The 17,855-nt window shown below is 33.2% G+C and carries 17 protein-coding genes; 10 read left to right on the plus strand and 7 right to left on the minus strand.

The features are described 5' to 3' along the window. Nucleotides 1-21: 21 nt before the first annotated feature. On the plus strand, nucleotides 22-1,821 hold the full coding sequence (locus LKE46_RS15385) for a heme NO-binding domain-containing protein (RefSeq protein WP_291724286.1): 1,800 nt from the start codon (nucleotides 22-24) through the stop codon (nucleotides 1,819-1,821). 43 nt (nucleotides 1,822-1,864) lie between these two features. Here LKE46_RS15385 and LKE46_RS15390 read toward each other — a convergent pair whose 3' ends face one another. Together LKE46_RS15390 and LKE46_RS15395 are read right to left on the minus strand one after the other, a co-directional pair. Beyond that, nucleotides 1,865-2,764 (minus strand): radical SAM protein, encoded by a 900-nt coding sequence (locus LKE46_RS15390; RefSeq protein WP_291724289.1) that lies wholly within the window; start codon nucleotides 2,762-2,764, stop codon nucleotides 1,865-1,867. 29 nt (nucleotides 2,765-2,793) lie between these two features. Beyond that, complete coding sequence (locus LKE46_RS15395; RefSeq protein ID WP_291724292.1) at nucleotides 2,794-3,840, minus strand: YkvI family membrane protein; 1,047 nt, start codon at nucleotides 3,838-3,840, stop codon at nucleotides 2,794-2,796. A gap of 163 nt (nucleotides 3,841-4,003) precedes the next feature. Here LKE46_RS15395 and LKE46_RS15400 point away from each other — a divergent pair, with 163 nt between their 5' ends. Next, nucleotides 4,004-5,110, plus strand: a complete 1,107-nt coding sequence (locus LKE46_RS15400; protein WP_291724295.1) for a hypothetical protein — start codon at nucleotides 4,004-4,006, stop codon at nucleotides 5,108-5,110. A 33-nt stretch (nucleotides 5,111-5,143) separates the two neighbouring features. Then, nucleotides 5,144-6,064: a TIGR01212 family radical SAM protein gene (locus tag LKE46_RS15405; protein ID WP_291725717.1), complete on the plus strand. Its 921-nt coding sequence runs from the start codon at nucleotides 5,144-5,146 to the stop codon at nucleotides 6,062-6,064. 37 nt (nucleotides 6,065-6,101) lie between these two features. Here LKE46_RS15405 and LKE46_RS15410 read toward each other — a convergent pair whose 3' ends face one another. From LKE46_RS15410 to murC, 5 genes are all read right to left on the minus strand, one after another. Beyond that, a complete protein-coding gene (locus LKE46_RS15410; protein WP_291724298.1) occupies nucleotides 6,102-6,254 on the minus strand; it encodes a hypothetical protein in 153 nt (50 codons plus the stop codon). 78 nt (nucleotides 6,255-6,332) lie between these two features. Continuing rightward, entirely contained in the window at nucleotides 6,333-7,004 is a 672-nt protein-coding gene (locus tag LKE46_RS15415; RefSeq protein ID WP_291724300.1) for an HAD family hydrolase, read from the minus strand. Nucleotides 7,005-7,090: 86 nt separating this feature from the next. Continuing rightward, nucleotides 7,091-8,440 carry a [Fe-Fe] hydrogenase large subunit C-terminal domain-containing protein gene (locus LKE46_RS15420; protein ID WP_291724302.1) on the minus strand — a complete coding sequence of 450 codons (1,350 nt, stop codon included), beginning with the start codon at nucleotides 8,438-8,440 and terminating at the stop codon, nucleotides 7,091-7,093. A 108-nt stretch (nucleotides 8,441-8,548) separates the two neighbouring features. Next, complete coding sequence (locus tag LKE46_RS15425; RefSeq protein WP_291724305.1) at nucleotides 8,549-8,863, minus strand: hypothetical protein; 315 nt, start codon at nucleotides 8,861-8,863, stop codon at nucleotides 8,549-8,551. A 75-nt stretch (nucleotides 8,864-8,938) separates the two neighbouring features. Continuing rightward, nucleotides 8,939-10,318: a UDP-N-acetylmuramate--L-alanine ligase gene (gene murC / locus LKE46_RS15430; protein WP_291724308.1), complete on the minus strand. Its 1,380-nt coding sequence runs from the start codon at nucleotides 10,316-10,318 to the stop codon at nucleotides 8,939-8,941. Between the two features lie 204 nt (nucleotides 10,319-10,522). On the opposite strand from murC, the gene purR reads away from it, so the two are divergent. From purR to LKE46_RS15465, 7 genes are all read left to right on the plus strand, one after another. Then, a complete protein-coding gene (gene purR / locus LKE46_RS15435) occupies nucleotides 10,523-11,341 on the plus strand; it encodes a pur operon repressor (RefSeq protein ID WP_291724310.1) in 819 nt (272 codons plus the stop codon). A 99-nt stretch (nucleotides 11,342-11,440) separates the two neighbouring features. Further along, the gene (gene spoVG / locus LKE46_RS15440; protein WP_291724313.1) at nucleotides 11,441-11,731 is read left to right on the plus strand and encodes a septation regulator SpoVG; all 291 of its coding nucleotides are present in this window, start codon (nucleotides 11,441-11,443) and stop codon (nucleotides 11,729-11,731) included. Nucleotides 11,732-11,870: 139 nt separating this feature from the next. Next, nucleotides 11,871-13,247, plus strand: a complete 1,377-nt coding sequence (gene glmU / locus LKE46_RS15445) for a bifunctional UDP-N-acetylglucosamine diphosphorylase/glucosamine-1-phosphate N-acetyltransferase GlmU (RefSeq protein WP_291724316.1) — start codon at nucleotides 11,871-11,873, stop codon at nucleotides 13,245-13,247. A gap of 28 nt (nucleotides 13,248-13,275) precedes the next feature. Beyond that, nucleotides 13,276-14,235 carry a ribose-phosphate diphosphokinase gene (locus LKE46_RS15450; protein WP_291724319.1) on the plus strand — a complete coding sequence of 320 codons (960 nt, stop codon included), beginning with the start codon at nucleotides 13,276-13,278 and terminating at the stop codon, nucleotides 14,233-14,235. 164 nt (nucleotides 14,236-14,399) lie between these two features. Beyond that, the gene (locus LKE46_RS15455; protein WP_291724322.1) at nucleotides 14,400-15,086 is read left to right on the plus strand and encodes a response regulator transcription factor; all 687 of its coding nucleotides are present in this window, start codon (nucleotides 14,400-14,402) and stop codon (nucleotides 15,084-15,086) included. Nucleotide 15,087: 1 nt separating this feature from the next. After that, nucleotides 15,088-16,503: a sensor histidine kinase gene (locus LKE46_RS15460; RefSeq protein WP_291724324.1), complete on the plus strand. Its 1,416-nt coding sequence runs from the start codon at nucleotides 15,088-15,090 to the stop codon at nucleotides 16,501-16,503. An 85-nt stretch (nucleotides 16,504-16,588) separates the two neighbouring features. Continuing rightward, nucleotides 16,589-17,800 carry a S1C family serine protease gene (locus tag LKE46_RS15465; protein WP_291724327.1) on the plus strand — a complete coding sequence of 404 codons (1,212 nt, stop codon included), beginning with the start codon at nucleotides 16,589-16,591 and terminating at the stop codon, nucleotides 17,798-17,800. Nucleotides 17,801-17,855: the final 55 nt, after the last annotated feature.

Genomic DNA, 17,855 nt, shown 5'->3' on the forward strand with positions numbered 1-17,855 from the left:
TGTATGAAGGAGTGTGATGTTATGAAAGGAACTGTTGTTTCTACATGGATGAAGACATGCAGAAAATTGTATGGGGACGAAATTGTAGATAAAGCTATGAATTCAGTCGGATGGGAATCTTCAAAAATATTTTTACCGGTTGAAGATATAGATGACCAGAAAGTGAAAGACCTAATTGCCAATATATCAGGGGCGGCTGGTGAATCAATAAATGTATTGTGGAAAAAAATAGGACTTGACAATATAAATTCATTTCATAGTGATTATCCAGCATTTTTTAAACATGAAAATCTTTATTCATTTTTTAAATCAATGTTTGATGTACATGTAGTTATGACAAAAAAGCTCCCCGGTGCAAAGCCACCTATTGTAAGCATAGCTCCAATATCAAGCAGAGAGGCTGTATTTGAGTATAAGTCCCAAAGAGGTATGTTTGATTATCTTATGGGAATGATAGAAGGAAGCGCAAAATTTTTTAATGAAAAATTAGGTATAGAACAAATTGAAAAGACAGATACATCTGTAAAATTAAAGTTTGCATTTGAAAAAGATATATACTATAAAAAAGTATATAAATTTAATAAGTTACTCTCACTTGGATTTATAAAAAATGTAGGTGTAAAAATTGGAACTTTCAATTTTGTCTGTTGTTTTATAGTATCTACTCTGCTCTCGGGCTTGGACAATATAGTAAATAATATAATAATTTCAATTATAGCTTTTATTGCTTCTTACATATCGGCATCTTTGATTGTAAGACCAAAATCCATTATAATGGATAGTATTTCAAAAATAAATGAAAATAGTTATTTAGAAGATAGCGATATTGAAACCGGTGATTTTTTTGAAGATATATACAAGCTATTGAACCTTCACAAGAAATCAGTAAGAGCAGATTTTGTAGGATTTAATGGTATTACTGATGAAATGGGTACATTTGTAAAGAATATAGATAAGATAAGTACTTCGATGAGTAATACTTCAAGTGACATATCAGGTGTAGTGGAACAAGTAGCAGATTGTGCTGTAAGTCAGGCGGAAAATACTGAAAATGTAGCGTCAGTATTAAATGAAAACATAACTGATCTTAAAAACATAGTTGATAACGAAAATAGCAATAAAAAGGAACTTGAGGGAGCAATAGATAAAATAAACAACAGCTATGAAAATATAAATAGTACAAGCAAAAATATAGTCAATACACTTCAGCAATTTCAGGAAGTTAAAGATAAGGGAGTCAATCTCCAGTCAAAAGCAGCGGATATTACAGATATAGTTTCTATAGTATCAAGTATTTCGGAACAGACAAATCTGCTGGCTTTAAATGCTTCTATAGAAGCAGCTCGTGCAGGAGAACATGGCAGAGGTTTCGCTGTAGTTGCAGAAGAGGTAAGAAAATTAGCAGAACAGTCTCAAAGTTCGGTAGAGGAGATAAATTCCAACCTTGAAAAATTTGTTGAGGAAATAAAGGAACTTGTAGATAAAATAGAAGTACAATTCAATGTACTTAAGGGTGAAACTAAAAATCTAGAAGAAGTTAGAAATATAAGTTATGAGGCAACTACATCAATCGGTACTGTAGCATCATCCATGATAGAAACAATAAACAAACTCAATAATGAAGCAGAATCCATTTCCGGTATTTATAATAATGTAGAATCTCTGGCGGCTATTGCAGAAGAAAATTCAGCTTCTTCTGAAGAAGTAAGTGCAAATGTAGCCAATTATACAAACCAGATTAAAAAGCTTGTAAATGGGATCGGTGAGTTTAGGAAAATAACTAAAATATTTAAAAATGATCTGGAGAAGTATAAAATTTAATAATAAGTATGTCAGTAAGAGTAGAGAAAGTTCTACTCTTATTTTACACACCATCCAGATTAAAATCAGGTACAAAAGCTTCAGAGGAAGTGCCTGATTCCTGGATGAATCCATGGTTGAGTCCTATTGAGACACAATAATCTATCATGGAACTGTAATGTTTTGGATTTAAAGGCTTGGTCAGTTCAGGAAATTTATGGGCTTTATACATTGGAGTATATTGATTCATGAGACTTATATAAACTGAATCTGAAAAATTACTGCTTATATAATCCATTATTTTTTTAGAATCGAATAAAAGCCTCGGAAGCATCAAGTGGCGTATTATGACACCATGAGTGATAATACCGTCCTTGTTGAAAGTTGCTTTTCCCACCTGCTGTATCATTTCAGCAATATTTCTGGATGCATATTTGAAATAATCTGGTGCATTGGAGTATTTTATTGCGTATTTGTCATCAAAATATTTAAGATCGGGAAGATATACGTCTATATAGCCATTTAAGGATTTTATTGACTTAAGATTGGCATAACTGTTGGTGTTAAATAATACAGGTAGATTTAGTCCCCTGGATTTTGCCATATAAAGTGCACTTTTTATTTGAGGTATATAATGAATTGGACTTACTAAATTTATATTATGGGCACCCCTTTTCTGCTGTTCCAGAAATATATCGCTTAATCTTTCTGTTGAAATTTCCCTCCCAAAGTTTTCAGAGCTTATGGTATGATTCTGACAGAAAACACATTTTAAATTGCAATTTGAGAAAAATATTGTGCCTGAACCTCTGCTTCCCGATATGCAGGGTTCTTCCCATTTATGCAGAGATACTTTTGCTATCTTTATACCATTATTTGCTTCGCAGAAACCGAGTTCTCCCTTCAATCTATTTATACCACAATTTCTTGGACATAGTTTACAGCTTTTCAGTTCATCTAACATATAGAAACACCCCGAATAATTTCAAATTATCAACTACGATTTTTTATATAAAATATAATACAATTGAATATAAATATCAAGCTGACTATCCCGAAAGCAGGATATAGAAAAGAAATTAATTTTGTAAAGCCTATCTGGGATACGGGAATGGTTACAAGTATCACCAAGATTACAGATTTTTTATAAGATAAATTAAATATTTCCTCGAAATTTTTACCTATACTGTAGATGTTTGAGATTTCAGTTGAGAGCATTTCAAGCCATATGACCGCTAGAAGAACAATCTGAACAAGCTTGCCGAATCTATTTGAAATATATAGGAGAGGTATTTCATATTCAAATATGTAAGGTATGTTTAAAATCAGCATAAAGTTTATGATAAACGTGAGTATGGTCAGAACGCATGCTCCAAGTATAGCTCCACTTATAAGACAGCTCTTTTCTTTAATTTCCCTGCATAGAGGAACCAATACACCGCTGCAGCAAAGTATATTGAATCCTCCATATATAAGAGAAGAAAATATCCAGCTGTTTTTAATTGCAGGTATAGCTTTAATTTCAGATATACTTATACTTTTGTAGAAAAGAATATATAGTATAAACAGTGTAACTATAATGGTTATTAGACAGGGGACTATGAAAGAATTTATTTTTATAAGTCCCTTTGTATCCTTAAAAAGTATAAGTAAGGATATACATATCATAAATCCCATTCCTAGAAGGTTAGATACTTTGAAATATTGATGTATTAAAGCACCACTTCCAGCTAATATTATTGATGAGCTGCCAATTAGAAAAAATGTAGTCAAAGAATTTATCATAATTCCTAAAATTCCAGGATTTACAAGGGAAATTAAACCATCATATGAATTCAGGTTGTATTTTAAGCTTATATTTATTATGAACAATGATACAAATATGTATATAGATAAACAAATCAAAATACCAAAAAAGCTTTTGTAACCGTATATGGAAAAAAAGCTATTTATTTCCTGACCGGATGCCAGGCCTGCACCTACTATCGTACCTATAAATACGGCAGCTATCTGTAAGGACGTTGATAATTTTCTAATCAAGGTATTTCCTCCTGTAAATTACTAGTTAATTAAAGACCTTCTTATATAAATATATATGTCTAATCTGAAATTAATGTATTATAAATTAAATTTCTATTTAGGGGAAAAATAAAACTGATATGAATCTATTTTTAAAAAGCTGTATGGAAGAGGTGAAATTTAGATGAAAAAAAGAAGGGTATTTATATATGCGGCAATCATACTGTTGATTTGTGAAGCTTTGACAGGATGCAGATCCAATACAAACAATAGTTTACAACTGAAAGAAACATTTGATATGAAGGCAGCTTTGAATGTAGTTGATACTTATATGAATTATATGATAAAAGGACAGGTAGCAAATGCTGAAAAATTGTATTCAGAAGATCTTTTAAAATCACAGGTAAAAACTCAGGATAAAGATTTAAAAATTTTTGGGTACAATCTGGCCGATAGTAATCAAGTCGGTAAATCGGGGATATTTACACTCAATATTTCAAGAACAAATACGGGTAAACCTTTTGCAAGCTTGGATCAATATTCTTTGAAAGTCATAAAGAAAGACCATGAATATAAAATATCGGAAATTAAGAGTATAGTTCAAGAAGAAGCCTTTATATATAAAAATAAGATAAGAATGAAAAGCAAAGATAAAGCGGATACAAAATTAATAATGTCTTTTAGGTCATTCCCGGGTTATGTGTTTTCAAAAGATGATAAGGCGAGCATAGATAAATTGCCTGTACCTAGACGAAATGTGGGAATATTGAATTTTTCCTATGAAGGAAATATGCTTGCAGTTACAACTTGTGATAGTAATTGTTATATTGGAGTAATAAATATAGATCAATCACTGGCCGTTCAAGGCGGTCAGGATGCTCAAGGTCAAGGTGATGGAGGTACTGCTGGTGGAGGTATGGAAGATGAAAGCGAATCAGACTCAATTGTAGAAGTCCCCATTGGACAGGAAATAGTTACTCTGGATCTTCTAAAAGGTGGCAGGGTTGATTTCATGGAATTTTCCAAAGATGAAAAATTTTTGGCAGTTCAATATTCAAATGCTCAAGTAGACAACTGTATTAGAATGTATAAGGTTGATGGAGGAGATATGATAGATTATAAATTTGAGGAGAAGTTTCCTCTTGATAAAGTAAGTATAGTATTTTCATCTTTTGATGATGACATATTAAATTTTGATGTTATTGCGAAAAAAAGCCAGGATATGTCTCTTTCAAATGTTATAGGCAAGTGGCAGCTGGATCTGAAAAGTTTTGAGGCAGTAAGAATGTGATATAATATATTTATATTGAAAGGATTGATATTATTGCTTTGGGGTGATAAAAGATATTATAGTCTAAATTACTATTTGAGACATAAATTTGGATGCAAGGTATTCAAGATATCTCTGGATGCTGGTTTTTCATGTCCCAACAGAGATGGTACTATAGGAACGGGAGGCTGTATATTTTGCAGTGAAAGAGGATCGGGAGATTTTGCAGGCAGCAGGGAATTTTCTATCCACGATCAATTTCAGAGTATAAAGAAAATGATGAGTAAAAAATGGAGTAATGGAAAATGTATTGCCTATTTTCAGGCATATACAAATACCTACGCTCCTGTTTATGTATTAAATCAAAAATACAGGGAGGCAGTAGAGGAAAATGACGTAGTAGGCTTGGCAATAGCAACAAGGCCGGATTGTCTGGATGATGATGTACTTGATTTGATTTCAAAATTTAATGAAAAATTATATACATGGGTTGAACTTGGACTTCAAACCTCAAATGAAGATACTGCAATCAAAATAAACAGAGGGTATAAATTAAACGTTTTTGAAAAGGCAGTAAAAAATTTGAATGATAGGAATATTGATGTAGTTGCTCATATAATATTTGGACTCCCAGAAGAAAAGCATGAGGATATGATAAATACAGTGAGGTATGTGTCGGATATTAAGGTCCAGGGTGTAAAATTTCATCTGCTTCATCTTATGAAAAACACGCCTATGGTCCGTTTTTATAAATTAGGTCAGTTGAAATTTATGACAGAGGAGGAATATGTAAATTTAATATGCAGGGCAATTTCATATACCGATCCAGACATTGTGGTACATAGACTTACAGGGGACTCGCCCAGAGATACTCTGATAGGTCCAAAATGGAGTTTGAAAAAGTGGGAAATATTAAATGAAATAGATAAATCCCTGGCAGATAATAATATTTACCAGGGGATTAATTGCAGCTGATACATAGTAAAAAGCTATAATCAAGTAAAAACATAATCTACTGATGTATGTTTTTCAGCTTTTTCTTTAGTTTATTATTTTCATATTTTAAAAGTATAATTGTTTTCTTTTGAGCTGCAATTTCGCTTTTAAGCTTGTAAAAAGTTGCAAGAGATGCAGCTGTAATTGCAAATAATAGAAAAGCTATCATTGGCATGCTCCTAAAAATTTTACTCCTATATTATATTCATGATATGTAGAGATGTGACTACCTGATCTAATTGGATAATTACTCGAAGATAATTTCAGAAAAATCAGTAATACCTGCATCAGAATGATTGAGGATGCACTGCCAATCATGAGGACAATATTTGTCTTTTACGGCTATTACGTACATATTTGCCGACCTGGCTGCTTTTATAGCTGGTAGGGAATCTTCAAATACCACACATTTTTCAGGAGATATGCCAATTTTTTTGGAGGATAGAATGTAGATGTCGGGGAAATCTTTCCCTCGCGGGACTTCCTGGGTTGTAGTGATTGCATCAAATAGCTCATATATATTGTTCCTTTTTAAAGCAGCAATTGAAGTTTCCCTGTAATTGCTTGTAGCTAAAGCAATTTTTATATTTCTGGACTTCAATAATTTCAAAAGATTTTTTGCCTGAGGTTTTATCATTTTATTTTCTGCATATTTGTTAAAAGCCATATTGTACCAGTCTTTTTCTATAATTTCAATGCAGTCAGGTATATTGAATCTTGACTTAAAATATTCTGCTGTTTCCCTGAAGCTTAAATGTTCTATTTCAATTTTCAAATTCTCAGGTACTGGTATACCCCTGTTTTCCAGGTATTCTTTATCAATGTTGTCCCACATTCCCATGGAATCAAGCAGAGTTCCATCCATGTCAAAAATTGCACCATCTATATTTTTCAATATCTTGTCCCAAAAATTTTCCATAATAACCTCATCCCTGAATAATTAAAAGCCCTCCAACAAATTTGATGAAGGGCTTTTAATAGTATGTAGTAAATACCCGACAGTAATTAAAATTTTCTTTCGAATATATCTATTTTATTTTCATCTTTGAAATCCTCTATGGAGTTTATGCCTATTTTGTTCAATATACTATTCATACAGGCACTGTCTACGGCTACTTTAATATCAGAGTTTCCGGCAAATTCATTTACATGCTCTCTGCCTTCCTCTTTTGGAATTATGGCTTTTGGTCCACCAACGCAGCCACCAATACACCCCATGCCTTCTATAAAATTGGCATTTATTTCACCATTTTGAGCTTTTTCAAGTATGGCTTTACATTCTTTTATTCCATTGGCCTGAACTGCTTTTAAGAGATTATGTTTCTCGGGAAAAATTCTTTCCACTGCTTCGCTTACAGCAATAGATACTCCTCCTGTGCGGGCATAAAGTCTTCCACCTTTTGAAGCATATTCAGAGGACTCTTCATCTGGAAGCTCTGAAGGTTTTATATCCAGTGATTCAAATATATCTTTTACCTCCTGAAAAGTTAATACAAAATCTATGCTGCCTTCTATGTCCTTGTTTTTTGCTTCGGCTTTTTTTGCTATGCAGGGGCCTACAAATACAACTTTGCAATTGGGATTTAGCTTTTTAACAACTCTTCCTGCAGCTATCATTGGAGAAACGGATGGTGAAACATATTTTACAAGATCGTTGTAAATCTTTTTTAACATTCCAACCCACATAGGGCAGCAGCAGGAAGTTATCATAAGGTCATTTTCATTTTTGACATAGTGATCAAATTCTATAGCCTCTTTCAAAGTTAACATATCTGCAAAAAATGCGACCTCTATCATATCCGTAAAGCCTAGTTTTTTAAAGGAGGATCTCAGTTGACCGATTTTTACATCTGATCCAAATTGTCCTATTATAGCAGGTGCAACTACAGCTATTACGGGACGATCGTCTTTTAGAATATTTGCTAAAGGCAGAAACTGCACTGAATCCATTATTCCACCTGATGGGCAGGAATCTACGCATATGCCGCAGTCTGCACATTTATCGGCATCCAAAACAGTAGTATTGTTTTTTTTGTCAATTAGTATTGCATCAAAAGGACAGGATTTCTGACAGACAGTTTTCCCGTTTTCATCCACACAATCCAATGAGCAGTCTTTAACTTTATTGACTATCTTGCCACCTGAATTATATGATTTTATAGAGTTCTTTAATTCTGATATGAAATTGCTGCTGTTATAATCTATATCAACCCCACAGAGTAAGGAAACGATTGAGCATAATTCTTTCTTATCAATAGAATTTTCAGATAGAATTTCATTTACTTTTTTATCGAAATCACCATTATAATATGACTTTACAATAATCTTGAATAATTCCCTGTATTTTTCCTTCATTCCCACCAACTCCTTGAAAATTTGTTTTTACGCTATTATTATAGCATAGTAATTGTGAAATAATCTACAAGTATTGTAGATATCTCCTCTTAAGGAACAATCTATGGATTATACTTTATTGGGTGAATCGCCTGCACCCTTGGTAGGAACGGTTGATACAAGAAACCCTACAAGAATTGAAACCACAGCAGGAGCTATTATATTGATATAGGCTATGTACGAGGTCCTATACAGCAATATGGCAATAATAGCATTTATACCGATTGTTATTATAAATATATAGATTACAAATTTGGCAAAAGAACTGAACAACTTTTCATAGATTTTATGTCTGGTTGGTCCGCTCAATATGTTTTTAAATAAAAAATAGGATATAAAAATCAATATAATGTCTACTGAAGCTGATATCAAAAAGTTTCTCAAATTAAAAAACACCTCCGATGTAGTAATTATTTATAGTATTTACTATATTGGAGGATTTTACACATCTAACTATGATTATTTTTGAAGATACATTTCTCCTACTTTGAATACATCACCGGCACCTATTGTCAGGAGCAGGTCGCCATCTTTTAATGTGCTATTTAGATATGATACAATGTCATCGAAGTTATGGAAGTTTTTGCAATCTATACCTCTGGAGGAAATGCTTTTTGCAAGCATACTCGAGCTTACTTCATGTGTATCCTTCTCCCTTGCAGCATATATATCGGCCAGTATCAATTCATCTACGTTGTCAAATGCTTTTGTGAATTCATCATATAGATTCAATGTCCTTGAAAATGTATGGGGCTGAAATACACAGCATATCCTTTTATGTGGATAGTTTTGTGCTGCACTTAAAGTAGCCTTGATTTCAGTGGGATGGTGGGCGTAATCATCTATTATTGTAATTCCATCTTTTTCACCTTTGAGTTCGAATCGCCTGTGGGCACCTTTGAAATTGCCAAGACTTTCTATGATGTATTTATTGGATATATTCAAAATCAGGGAAACGGCTATGCTTGCCAGAGAATTCAATATATTATGTCTTCCGGGAATGTTCAAATTTACTGAAAACAGGAGTTTATCATATTTATACACGTCAAAACTTGCACATCCCTTTTCGTCATAATTGATATTTTTGGCTGTAATATCTCCGGTTTTAAGACCATAAGTAATTATATTGCAGTTCACGTTTGATATTACTTTGTTCATTTTGTCATCGTCACTGCAGCATACGAGATACCCGTCCCTTGGTATTAATTTAGCAAATTTTATAAAGGCATTTTGTATATCATAAATATCCTTATAGTAGTCGAGATGATCTGCATCTATATTCAGAATTACGCCTATATAAGGGAAGAACTTCAAGAAGGATTCCTTGTATTCACAGGCTTCGGTAATAAAGTACTGACTGTGTCCAACTCGCACATTCCCGTCTATTAGGTCCAGTTCACCGCCTACTAATATGGTAGGGTCCAATTCGGCTTTCAAAGATATGCTTGACAGCATTGAAGTTGTAGTAGTTTTGCCATGAGTTCCAGAAATGGCTATATTGTATTTGTGTCCTTTCATTATTTGCCCCAGAAATTCGGCTCTTACCATAAGGGGTATATTTAACTCTTTTGCCCTAACAAACTCAGGATTGTCTTTGGAAATGGCGGCCGTATACACTATCATATCTATATCTTCATCTATGTGTTCTTTAATTTGTCCTATAAATATCTCTGCGCCAAGGGATCTTAATTTGTCAGTTATAGGAGAAGCTTTTATATCAGATCCCGAAACATGAAATCCTTTTTTTATCAATATTTCTGCAAGTCCGCTCATGCTTATTCCACCTATACCTATGAAATATATGTTTTTGCTTTTATCTTTTATAAAATCAAATGACAATAAACTCACTCCTCATAAATTGCATTACTTTATCACCTAATAATTATATACAAAAATGGAGCAAAAAAACACAGGTTAAACTATATTTCCAAAACTTTTTGACTAATTTAATTGTTGATTAACTGCTTTTTTTAGAATACAATATGAATAATAGAATAAAATTTTAAGAAATTATTCGTAAATTTTAAAGTGATAGGTGATAAAATGCAGAAACTCAGTAGGAACCAGAGGATATCAGCTATAACAAAGATATTACTTGAAAATCCTAATAAAATAATAAGCCTGAATAGGTTCACAGAAATGTTCAATACTGCAAAATCAACTGTAAGTGAAGATATAGTCATGGTAAAGGATACATTTATCAGGCTTTACATGGGAAAGGTGGAAACTGTGTCGGGTGCAGCAGGAGGAGTCAAATATGTATGTGGTATATCAGCAGAAAAAAGCAGGGAGTTTGCCGAAGAATTATGTATTATTTTAAAAAATAGAGAAAGAATAATACCAGGTAATTTCCTTTATATGACTGATATAATGTTTAATCCTGAAATAATAAATACTGCTGGAATTATTCTCGCATCTGAATTTATACACAGCAATGTTGACTATGTAGTTACAGTTGAAACAAAAGGCATACCTCTTGCCTATGAAGTGGCAAGGATGCTTGGAGTACAGATGATAGTAGTAAGAAGGGAAACGAAATTTACCGAAGGATCAACCATCACTATAAATTATGTTTCAGGATCTACGGGAAGAATTCAGAATATGTCATTGTCAAAGAAAGCTATGAAGCCCGGCAGTAAGTGTATATTTATTGATGATTTTATGAAGGCTGGTGGTACGGCCAGAGGCATAATGAATCTCCTGAAAGAGTTTGAAAGTGAGTTGTTGGGAATTGGAGTACTTATGGATAATGTAGAAACTCCGAAAAAATTAGTGCAGGATTATATATCCATAGTTGACTTTAAAGGTATTATTGATGGAGAGAATGGTGCACGGTTATTTCCTTCCAAAAGATTTAACTAATAAAATTTTCAAAAAACTTAATGTTTTTTTAAAAATTAAGAAGGAAAAAAATAAATTTTAGAGAATAGTATATACATAAGCATCTTGGAGGTGGATTATATGCAAATTACAGACGTTAGAGTTAGAAAAATTGCTGCTGAGGGTAAAATGAAAGCTATTGTTTCCGTGACTTTTGATAACGAATTCGTTGTTCACGATATAAAAGTTATAGAAGGTCAAAATGGACTTTTTATTGCAATGCCTAGTAGGAAAACTCCTGATGGGGAATTTAAGGACATTGCACATCCAATCAATACTCAAACAAGAGAAAAAATTCAAAATGCAATTCTCGATGAGTATGAAAAAGTAAAGAACGAAGAAACTGTTACTAAAGATAAAGTACAGGAGTAATAAAAAGGAGTAGGAATACTCCTTTTTATTATTTTACTATAGTGTTGCAAATGCTTAATATATAAAATATAATATATAGTGGATATTTTATGTAATATAGGTTATAAAAATGTAGTTAATGCTATAAAGAGGTGTTAAAATGTATAATTGTGCTATAATATTAGCAGCAGGTGAGGGAAAAAGAATGAAATCTTCTACACCAAAGGTACTTCATAAAATATGCGGAAGAGAAATGGTCAACATAGTAATAGATGAAGTCAGAAAAGCACAAATAGATGATATAGATGTAGTTGTAGGGAAAGGTGCAGATGAGGTAAAAGAGGCTGTTAAATCAAGAAATGTTGAATTTTCGGTTCAGCATAAACAATTGGGCACAGGACATGCAGTTATCTGTGCTAAAAGTTTTTTGAAGGATAAAAGGGGAACTGTAGCCATATTTACAGGAGATGCACCTTTAATAAGAGAAAGTACCGTCAAAAAACTTGTGGATTTCCAAAATGATGGAGGGTATAGTGCAGTTGTACTGACTTCAATAGTTGAGGATCCCTATGGATATGGAAGAATTATAAGAGAAAAAAATGGAGATGTTTTAAAAATAATTGAACATAAAGATTGTTCAGAAGAAGAGCTGAAGGTGAATGAAATAAATTCATCTATGTACTGCTTTGATATAGAAAGCCTGGTTGAAAGTCTTGATAAGATAGACAACAATAATGCACAGGGGGAGTATTATCTTACGGATGTAATAGAAATATTGAAAAAATCAGGGAAAAAAATAGGGGCACTTCCAGTTCAATTTGATGAAACACTTGGAGTAAATTCTAGAAAGCAGCTTTCTCAGGCAGCAAGGATCATGCGAAAAAGGATAAATGATAAACATATGGAAAATGGAGTCACAATTATTGATCCGGATTCCACTTATATAGATATTGATGTAAAAATAGAAAATGATACTATAATATATCCTCAAAATGTTATTGAGGGTAATACTGTAGTAGGCAGAAATTGTATACTATATCCCGGTTCCAGAATAGAAAACAGTATTATAGAGGAAGGTGTCACTATTCAGAGTTCGGTTATATTGGAGAGCAGTGTAGGAAAGGGTACTACTGTAGGACCTTTTGCATATATAAGGCCTGAAAGTAAGATTGGAAATTCGGTGAGAATAGGTGACTTTGTAGAAGTTAAAAAATCTTTCATCGGAGATGGTACCAAAGTATCACATCTAACCTATATAGGTGATGCCGAGGTTGGTAAAAAGTGCAATTTTGGCTGCGGTACAGTTGTAGTCAATTATGATGGCAAGAAAAAGAATAAGACTTTAATCGGGGATAATTCTTTTATAGGATGTAATACAAATCTGGTGTCTCCGGTAAGAGTTGATGATAATACATATATAGCAGCAGGTTCTACTATAACAGATGAAGTTCCTGAAGGATCTCTGGCCATAGCAAGAGCAAGGCAGGTAAATAAAGAAGGCTGGGTATATAAAAGAGGAATGAATAAAAAAGATTGATAAAATAAAATTTAGGAGGGCTTAAAAAATGATAACCCATGGAAAAAGCATTAAAATCTTTACAGGCAATTCTCATCCGGATTTGGCTGAAGAAATAGCAGATATTTTAGGGATGAAAGTAGGAAATTCCAAAGTATCTACTTTTAGTGATGGGGAAATATCTGTGGATATTAATGAAACAGTACGAGGAAGAGATGTATTTATAATTCAATCAACAAATAATCCTGTAAATGACAATTTAATGGAAATTCTAATTATGATAGATGCATTTAAAAGAGCATCTGCAGGAAGAATTACAGCTGTAGTTCCTTATTATGGATATGCAAGACAGGATAGAAAGGCAAAGGCAAGAGATCCTATTACTGCAAAGCTTGTTGCAGATATATTGACTGCAGCCGGGGCAGACAGAGTTCTTACTATGGATCTGCATGCATCCCAGATTCAAGGATATTTTAATATACCGCTTGACAATTTGCTTGGAGCACCCATACTGGCAAAGTACTTTATTGACAAGGGATTTGACAGCAAAGAAGATGTAGTGGTAGTATCACCAGACCTCGGAAGTGTAACGAGGGCTAGAAATTTTGCAGATAAACTACATACTCAAATTGCAATTATAGATAAAAGAAGACCAAAGCCTAATGTATCAGAAGTAATGAACATAATTGGAGACATAAAAGGTAAAAGGGTCATACTGGTAGATGATATGATAGATACAGCAGGAACTATAACCAATGGTGCAAATGCACTGATGGAAAGAGGGGCAAAGGAAGTGTATGCCTGCTGTACCCATGCTGTTCTTTCGGGACCGGCAATTGAAAGAATAAAGGATTCTTCTATAAAGGAACTTGTCATGTTGAATACAATAAGACTTCCAGAGGAGAAAATACTTGATAAATTTACCATATTGTCTGTAGCACCTGTTTTTGCAGAAGCTATAAGAAGAATATATGAAGATAGATCAGTTAGCAAGTTATTTGAAAACTAATTTGAATCTGAATTCTGGCATGTAGAGAGCATTCTATATGCCTTTTAATTATTTGTAACTTATTTGTTACATTTTAAGATATATACTATTATGTTTTGTTAAGTATGTGGTAAATTAATATTATGTGGTGTCAGAGTTATTAATATATAGAGGAGAGGTAGCATATGGAAGGCTCGATTGGAAAAATATTAATTGTGGATGATGATGAAAATATATGTGAAGTTATAAAAATGTACGTTGAAAGCTCAGGGTATGATGTAAGAATAGCCAACGATGGAAAAGCTGCCGAAGAGGTTTTCTTAGAGTATAAACCGGATTTGGTGCTGCTTGATATAATGCTTCCAAATATAGATGGAATAGATGTATTGAAGTGGATAAGGAAAGATTTTGAAACACCTGTAATTATGCTTACGGCAAAAGGAGAAACTTTTGACAAGGTACTTGGACTTGAACTTGGTGCTGATGATTACATAGTCAAACCTTTTGAAGCAAAAGAAATGCTTGCAAGAATTAAAGCGGTGCTTAGAAGATATAATGTTGATAATGAAAACAAAGAGGTACTTAAATTTGAAGATCTAACAATAGATATAAATTCGTATACGGTTGTATATAAGGACAACGAAGTAAAAATGCCTCCGAAGGAATTTGAACTGCTTTATTATTTATCCAGCAACAAGAATAGAGTTTTTACAAGGGAGCAGCTTCTGTGTGAAGTTTGGGGATATGATTATCCCGGAGATTCCAGAACAGTAGATGTACATATAAAAAGGTTGAGAGAAAAACTTCAGGGAGGTCCAAACTGGCAGATAGAAACTGTATGGGGAGTAGGGTATAAATTTGAGGTGAAATAATATGAGGAGAAGCCTGTTTTCAAAGCTTGTGACAGCATTTACAGCAATTATTGTACTGAGCTTTGTCATGACATTTGCCTTTTTATCCTATTGGTTTGAGAGTTATTATTTTAATCAGAGGAAAGAGGAACTGCTGCGTGAATCTGAATTTATAAAAGAAAGGGCCATTCAATATTTAAATGGCAATATAACTTCTGATGATATAAATGATACTATAACGTACATAGGGAACTATTTATCGGCAGATATATGGCTTGTAGACAATTACGGTTATGTTTATTCTGTATCCTCAAGCAAGCATAAAAAATTAATAGCAACTTCCAAGCAGATAGTGACAAGTGACCTTAAAGAACTTAGAGAAAATAAAACAGTAGATAAAAGGGGAAATTACTCAGAGGTATTTAGTTCACCGGTACATACTTTTGAAATACCTATTTTTTCAAATGGAGTATTCAGAGGAGCAATAATGATGCATACGTCCATAAATGAATTGAAGGGTCCCCTAAAAAGGGTATACCAGATAATTTGGATATCCGCTGTGCTTGCAATTATAATTTCATGCATAGTCATATATTATTTGTCACAGAAGATAATTATAGAACCACTGGAGAAAATAAATTATGCGGCAGATAAAATATCCAAGGGAGAAGTACAAAAAAGAGTTCATATAAATTCTAAAGATGAAATTGGAGTACTTGCCAGATCTTTTAACAGCATGGCAGATTCTATAGAAGAAGTTGAGAAAAACAGAAGACAGTTTATATCAAATGTATCCCATGAGATAAGATCTCCTATAACATCTATAAAGGGCTTTATAGGTGGAATCCTGGATGGAGTAATTCCAGAACAAAAGGAAAACTACTATCTCTCTTTGACTTATTCGGAAATACAGAGGCTTACAAGACTTGTAAATGACCTTTTGGATTTATCTGCCATAGAAGCAGGCCAGTTTAAGATGAGGATTGAAGAAGTGGATATAAATGAAATTGTAAGATTATGTGTAATAAAATTTGAGCAGAAAATTAATAATAAAAAACTTAAAGTTGATGTAAATATGGAGGATGACAAATTGTATGTAGCTGCAGATAAGGACAGGATAACCCAGGTAGTTGTGAATTTGATAGATAATGCAGTAAAGTATGTTGGTTCAGGAGGAAATATAAAAATTGAAACGAAGACAAAATCAGATAAGGCTTTTATATCTGTATTTAATGATGGCCCGGGAATAGACAATGAAGACTTAAATCATATATGGGACAGATTTTATAAAGGTGATAAATCAAGAACTTCGAAAATAAGCACAGGCTTGGGATTGCCTATAGTAAGAAGCATATTGACCCAGCTTGGAGAAGATATATGGGTTAAAAACAGGGAAGGTGCTGGAGTAGAATTCACTTTTACTCTCAAAAGGATTTAATGGAATATTACAGTATTGTTCATATTTGCGTAAAAACTTGCTATTATAATGATGCTAAATTAAGTAATTATGAGGTGTAAATTTAATGGATGATAATAAAAATGACGGCGTAAGAGATGTTAAATGGCAAAGCGTTGACAATGGTATATCCAAGATAAAATTTGTGAATAACAGGAGAAAATCCAATATAAAAAAATTCTTTAAGCTGTGCTGTTTTATTTTGATAGCAGCATTTTCCGGTGGAGTATCAGGAGCTTATATAGCCAATAAGAAGGAAGTTAGTAAAGTCTATACGCCGAACGATCAGACATTAATGAATTCTAAAAAAAATGAAAGCGGCATTGTATCCGATATTCAAAGTTCATCTCAGGAAAAGGATTATGGAAAGCAAAATTCAATAACGAAAGTATCGGAATTAGTAGGACCTACAATAGTTGGCATAAGTAATAAAAGTCAAGGTTATTTTGGACTTCAGGATACGGGAAGTGGGTCTGGAATAATAATAGATTCGGAAGGATATATAGTTACAAATTATCATGTAATACAAAATGCAGATAAGGTGACGGTAAAACTCTCCAGCGGTAAAATATTGGATGCCTCTGTGAATGGGATAGATGAAGGATCTGATCTGGCAATAATAAGGGTGAGTGCAAAAAATTTACCTGTAGCCAAACTGGGGGATTCTTCAAAAATAAAAGTTGGAGATACTGCAATTGCCATAGGCAATCCTCTTGGCGAAGATTTTGCAGGGTCTGTTACAGCAGGAATAGTAAGTGCGCTGAACAGAAAGATATCCTATAATGGTATAGTATACAATAAATTAATACAGACTGATGCTGCAATAAATCCTGGCAATAGCGGTGGACCTCTTTGTAATGACAATGGTGAAGTCATTGGCATAAACAGTTTTAAGTTGAGTTCTTCAGGTAGCACGGAAGGTATGGGATTTGCTATACCTATAAATGATGCAAAAGATATAATAAAGCAGCTCATAAATACTGGTGAGGTTAAAAGGCCATATCTCGGCATATATGGTGAAAGTGTAATTTCAGAGAATGATAAAATTCAAGGCGTATATATTCAGGAGGTAAAAAAAGGAAGCGGGGCTTATCAGGCTGGTTTAAAGCCGACGGATATTCTTATGGAATTAGATGGGAAAAAGATTGCTCAGCTGCCTGATATTCAAGATATAATAAATTCACATAAAGTTGGAGATAAAGTTAAGTGTAAAATCTGGAGAGATGGAAATACTATAGAAACAACTGTAACTTTATTGGGTATTGAAGGTCAGAAATAAAATGGATATGGAAAAGAATCGAACTTGTAATTATGATTGTATAATGTTATCATAG

This window comes from Clostridium sp. (genome assembly GCF_022482905.1).
Taxonomy (GTDB): Bacteria; Bacillota; Clostridia; order Clostridiales; family Clostridiaceae; genus Clostridium_B.

Bases quoted from the DNA above. Each gene is read 5' to 3' on its own strand.
- LKE46_RS15385 (WP_291724286.1), top strand. From the start codon at position 22: ATGAAAGGAACTGTTGTTTCTACATGGATGAAGACATGCAGAAAATTG.
- LKE46_RS15390 (WP_291724289.1), bottom strand. From the start codon at position 2,764: ATGTTAGATGAACTGAAAAGCTGTAAACTATGTCCAAGAAATTGTGGT.
- LKE46_RS15400 (WP_291724295.1), top strand. From the start codon at position 4,004: ATGAAAAAAAGAAGGGTATTTATATATGCGGCAATCATACTGTTGATT.
- LKE46_RS15410 (WP_291724298.1), bottom strand. From the start codon at position 6,254: ATGATAGCTTTTCTATTATTTGCAATTACAGCTGCATCTCTTGCAACT.
- LKE46_RS15415 (WP_291724300.1), bottom strand. From the start codon at position 7,004: ATGGAAAATTTTTGGGACAAGATATTGAAAAATATAGATGGTGCAATT.
- LKE46_RS15420 (WP_291724302.1), bottom strand. From the start codon at position 8,440: ATGAAGGAAAAATACAGGGAATTATTCAAGATTATTGTAAAGTCATAT.
- purR (WP_291724310.1), top strand. From the start codon at position 10,523: ATGCAGAAACTCAGTAGGAACCAGAGGATATCAGCTATAACAAAGATA.
- spoVG (WP_291724313.1), top strand. From the start codon at position 11,441: ATGCAAATTACAGACGTTAGAGTTAGAAAAATTGCTGCTGAGGGTAAA.
- glmU (WP_291724316.1), top strand. From the start codon at position 11,871: ATGTATAATTGTGCTATAATATTAGCAGCAGGTGAGGGAAAAAGAATG.
- LKE46_RS15450 (WP_291724319.1), top strand. From the start codon at position 13,276: ATGATAACCCATGGAAAAAGCATTAAAATCTTTACAGGCAATTCTCAT.
- LKE46_RS15455 (WP_291724322.1), top strand. From the start codon at position 14,400: ATGGAAGGCTCGATTGGAAAAATATTAATTGTGGATGATGATGAAAAT.
- LKE46_RS15460 (WP_291724324.1), top strand. From the start codon at position 15,088: ATGAGGAGAAGCCTGTTTTCAAAGCTTGTGACAGCATTTACAGCAATT.
- LKE46_RS15465 (WP_291724327.1), top strand. From the start codon at position 16,589: ATGGATGATAATAAAAATGACGGCGTAAGAGATGTTAAATGGCAAAGC.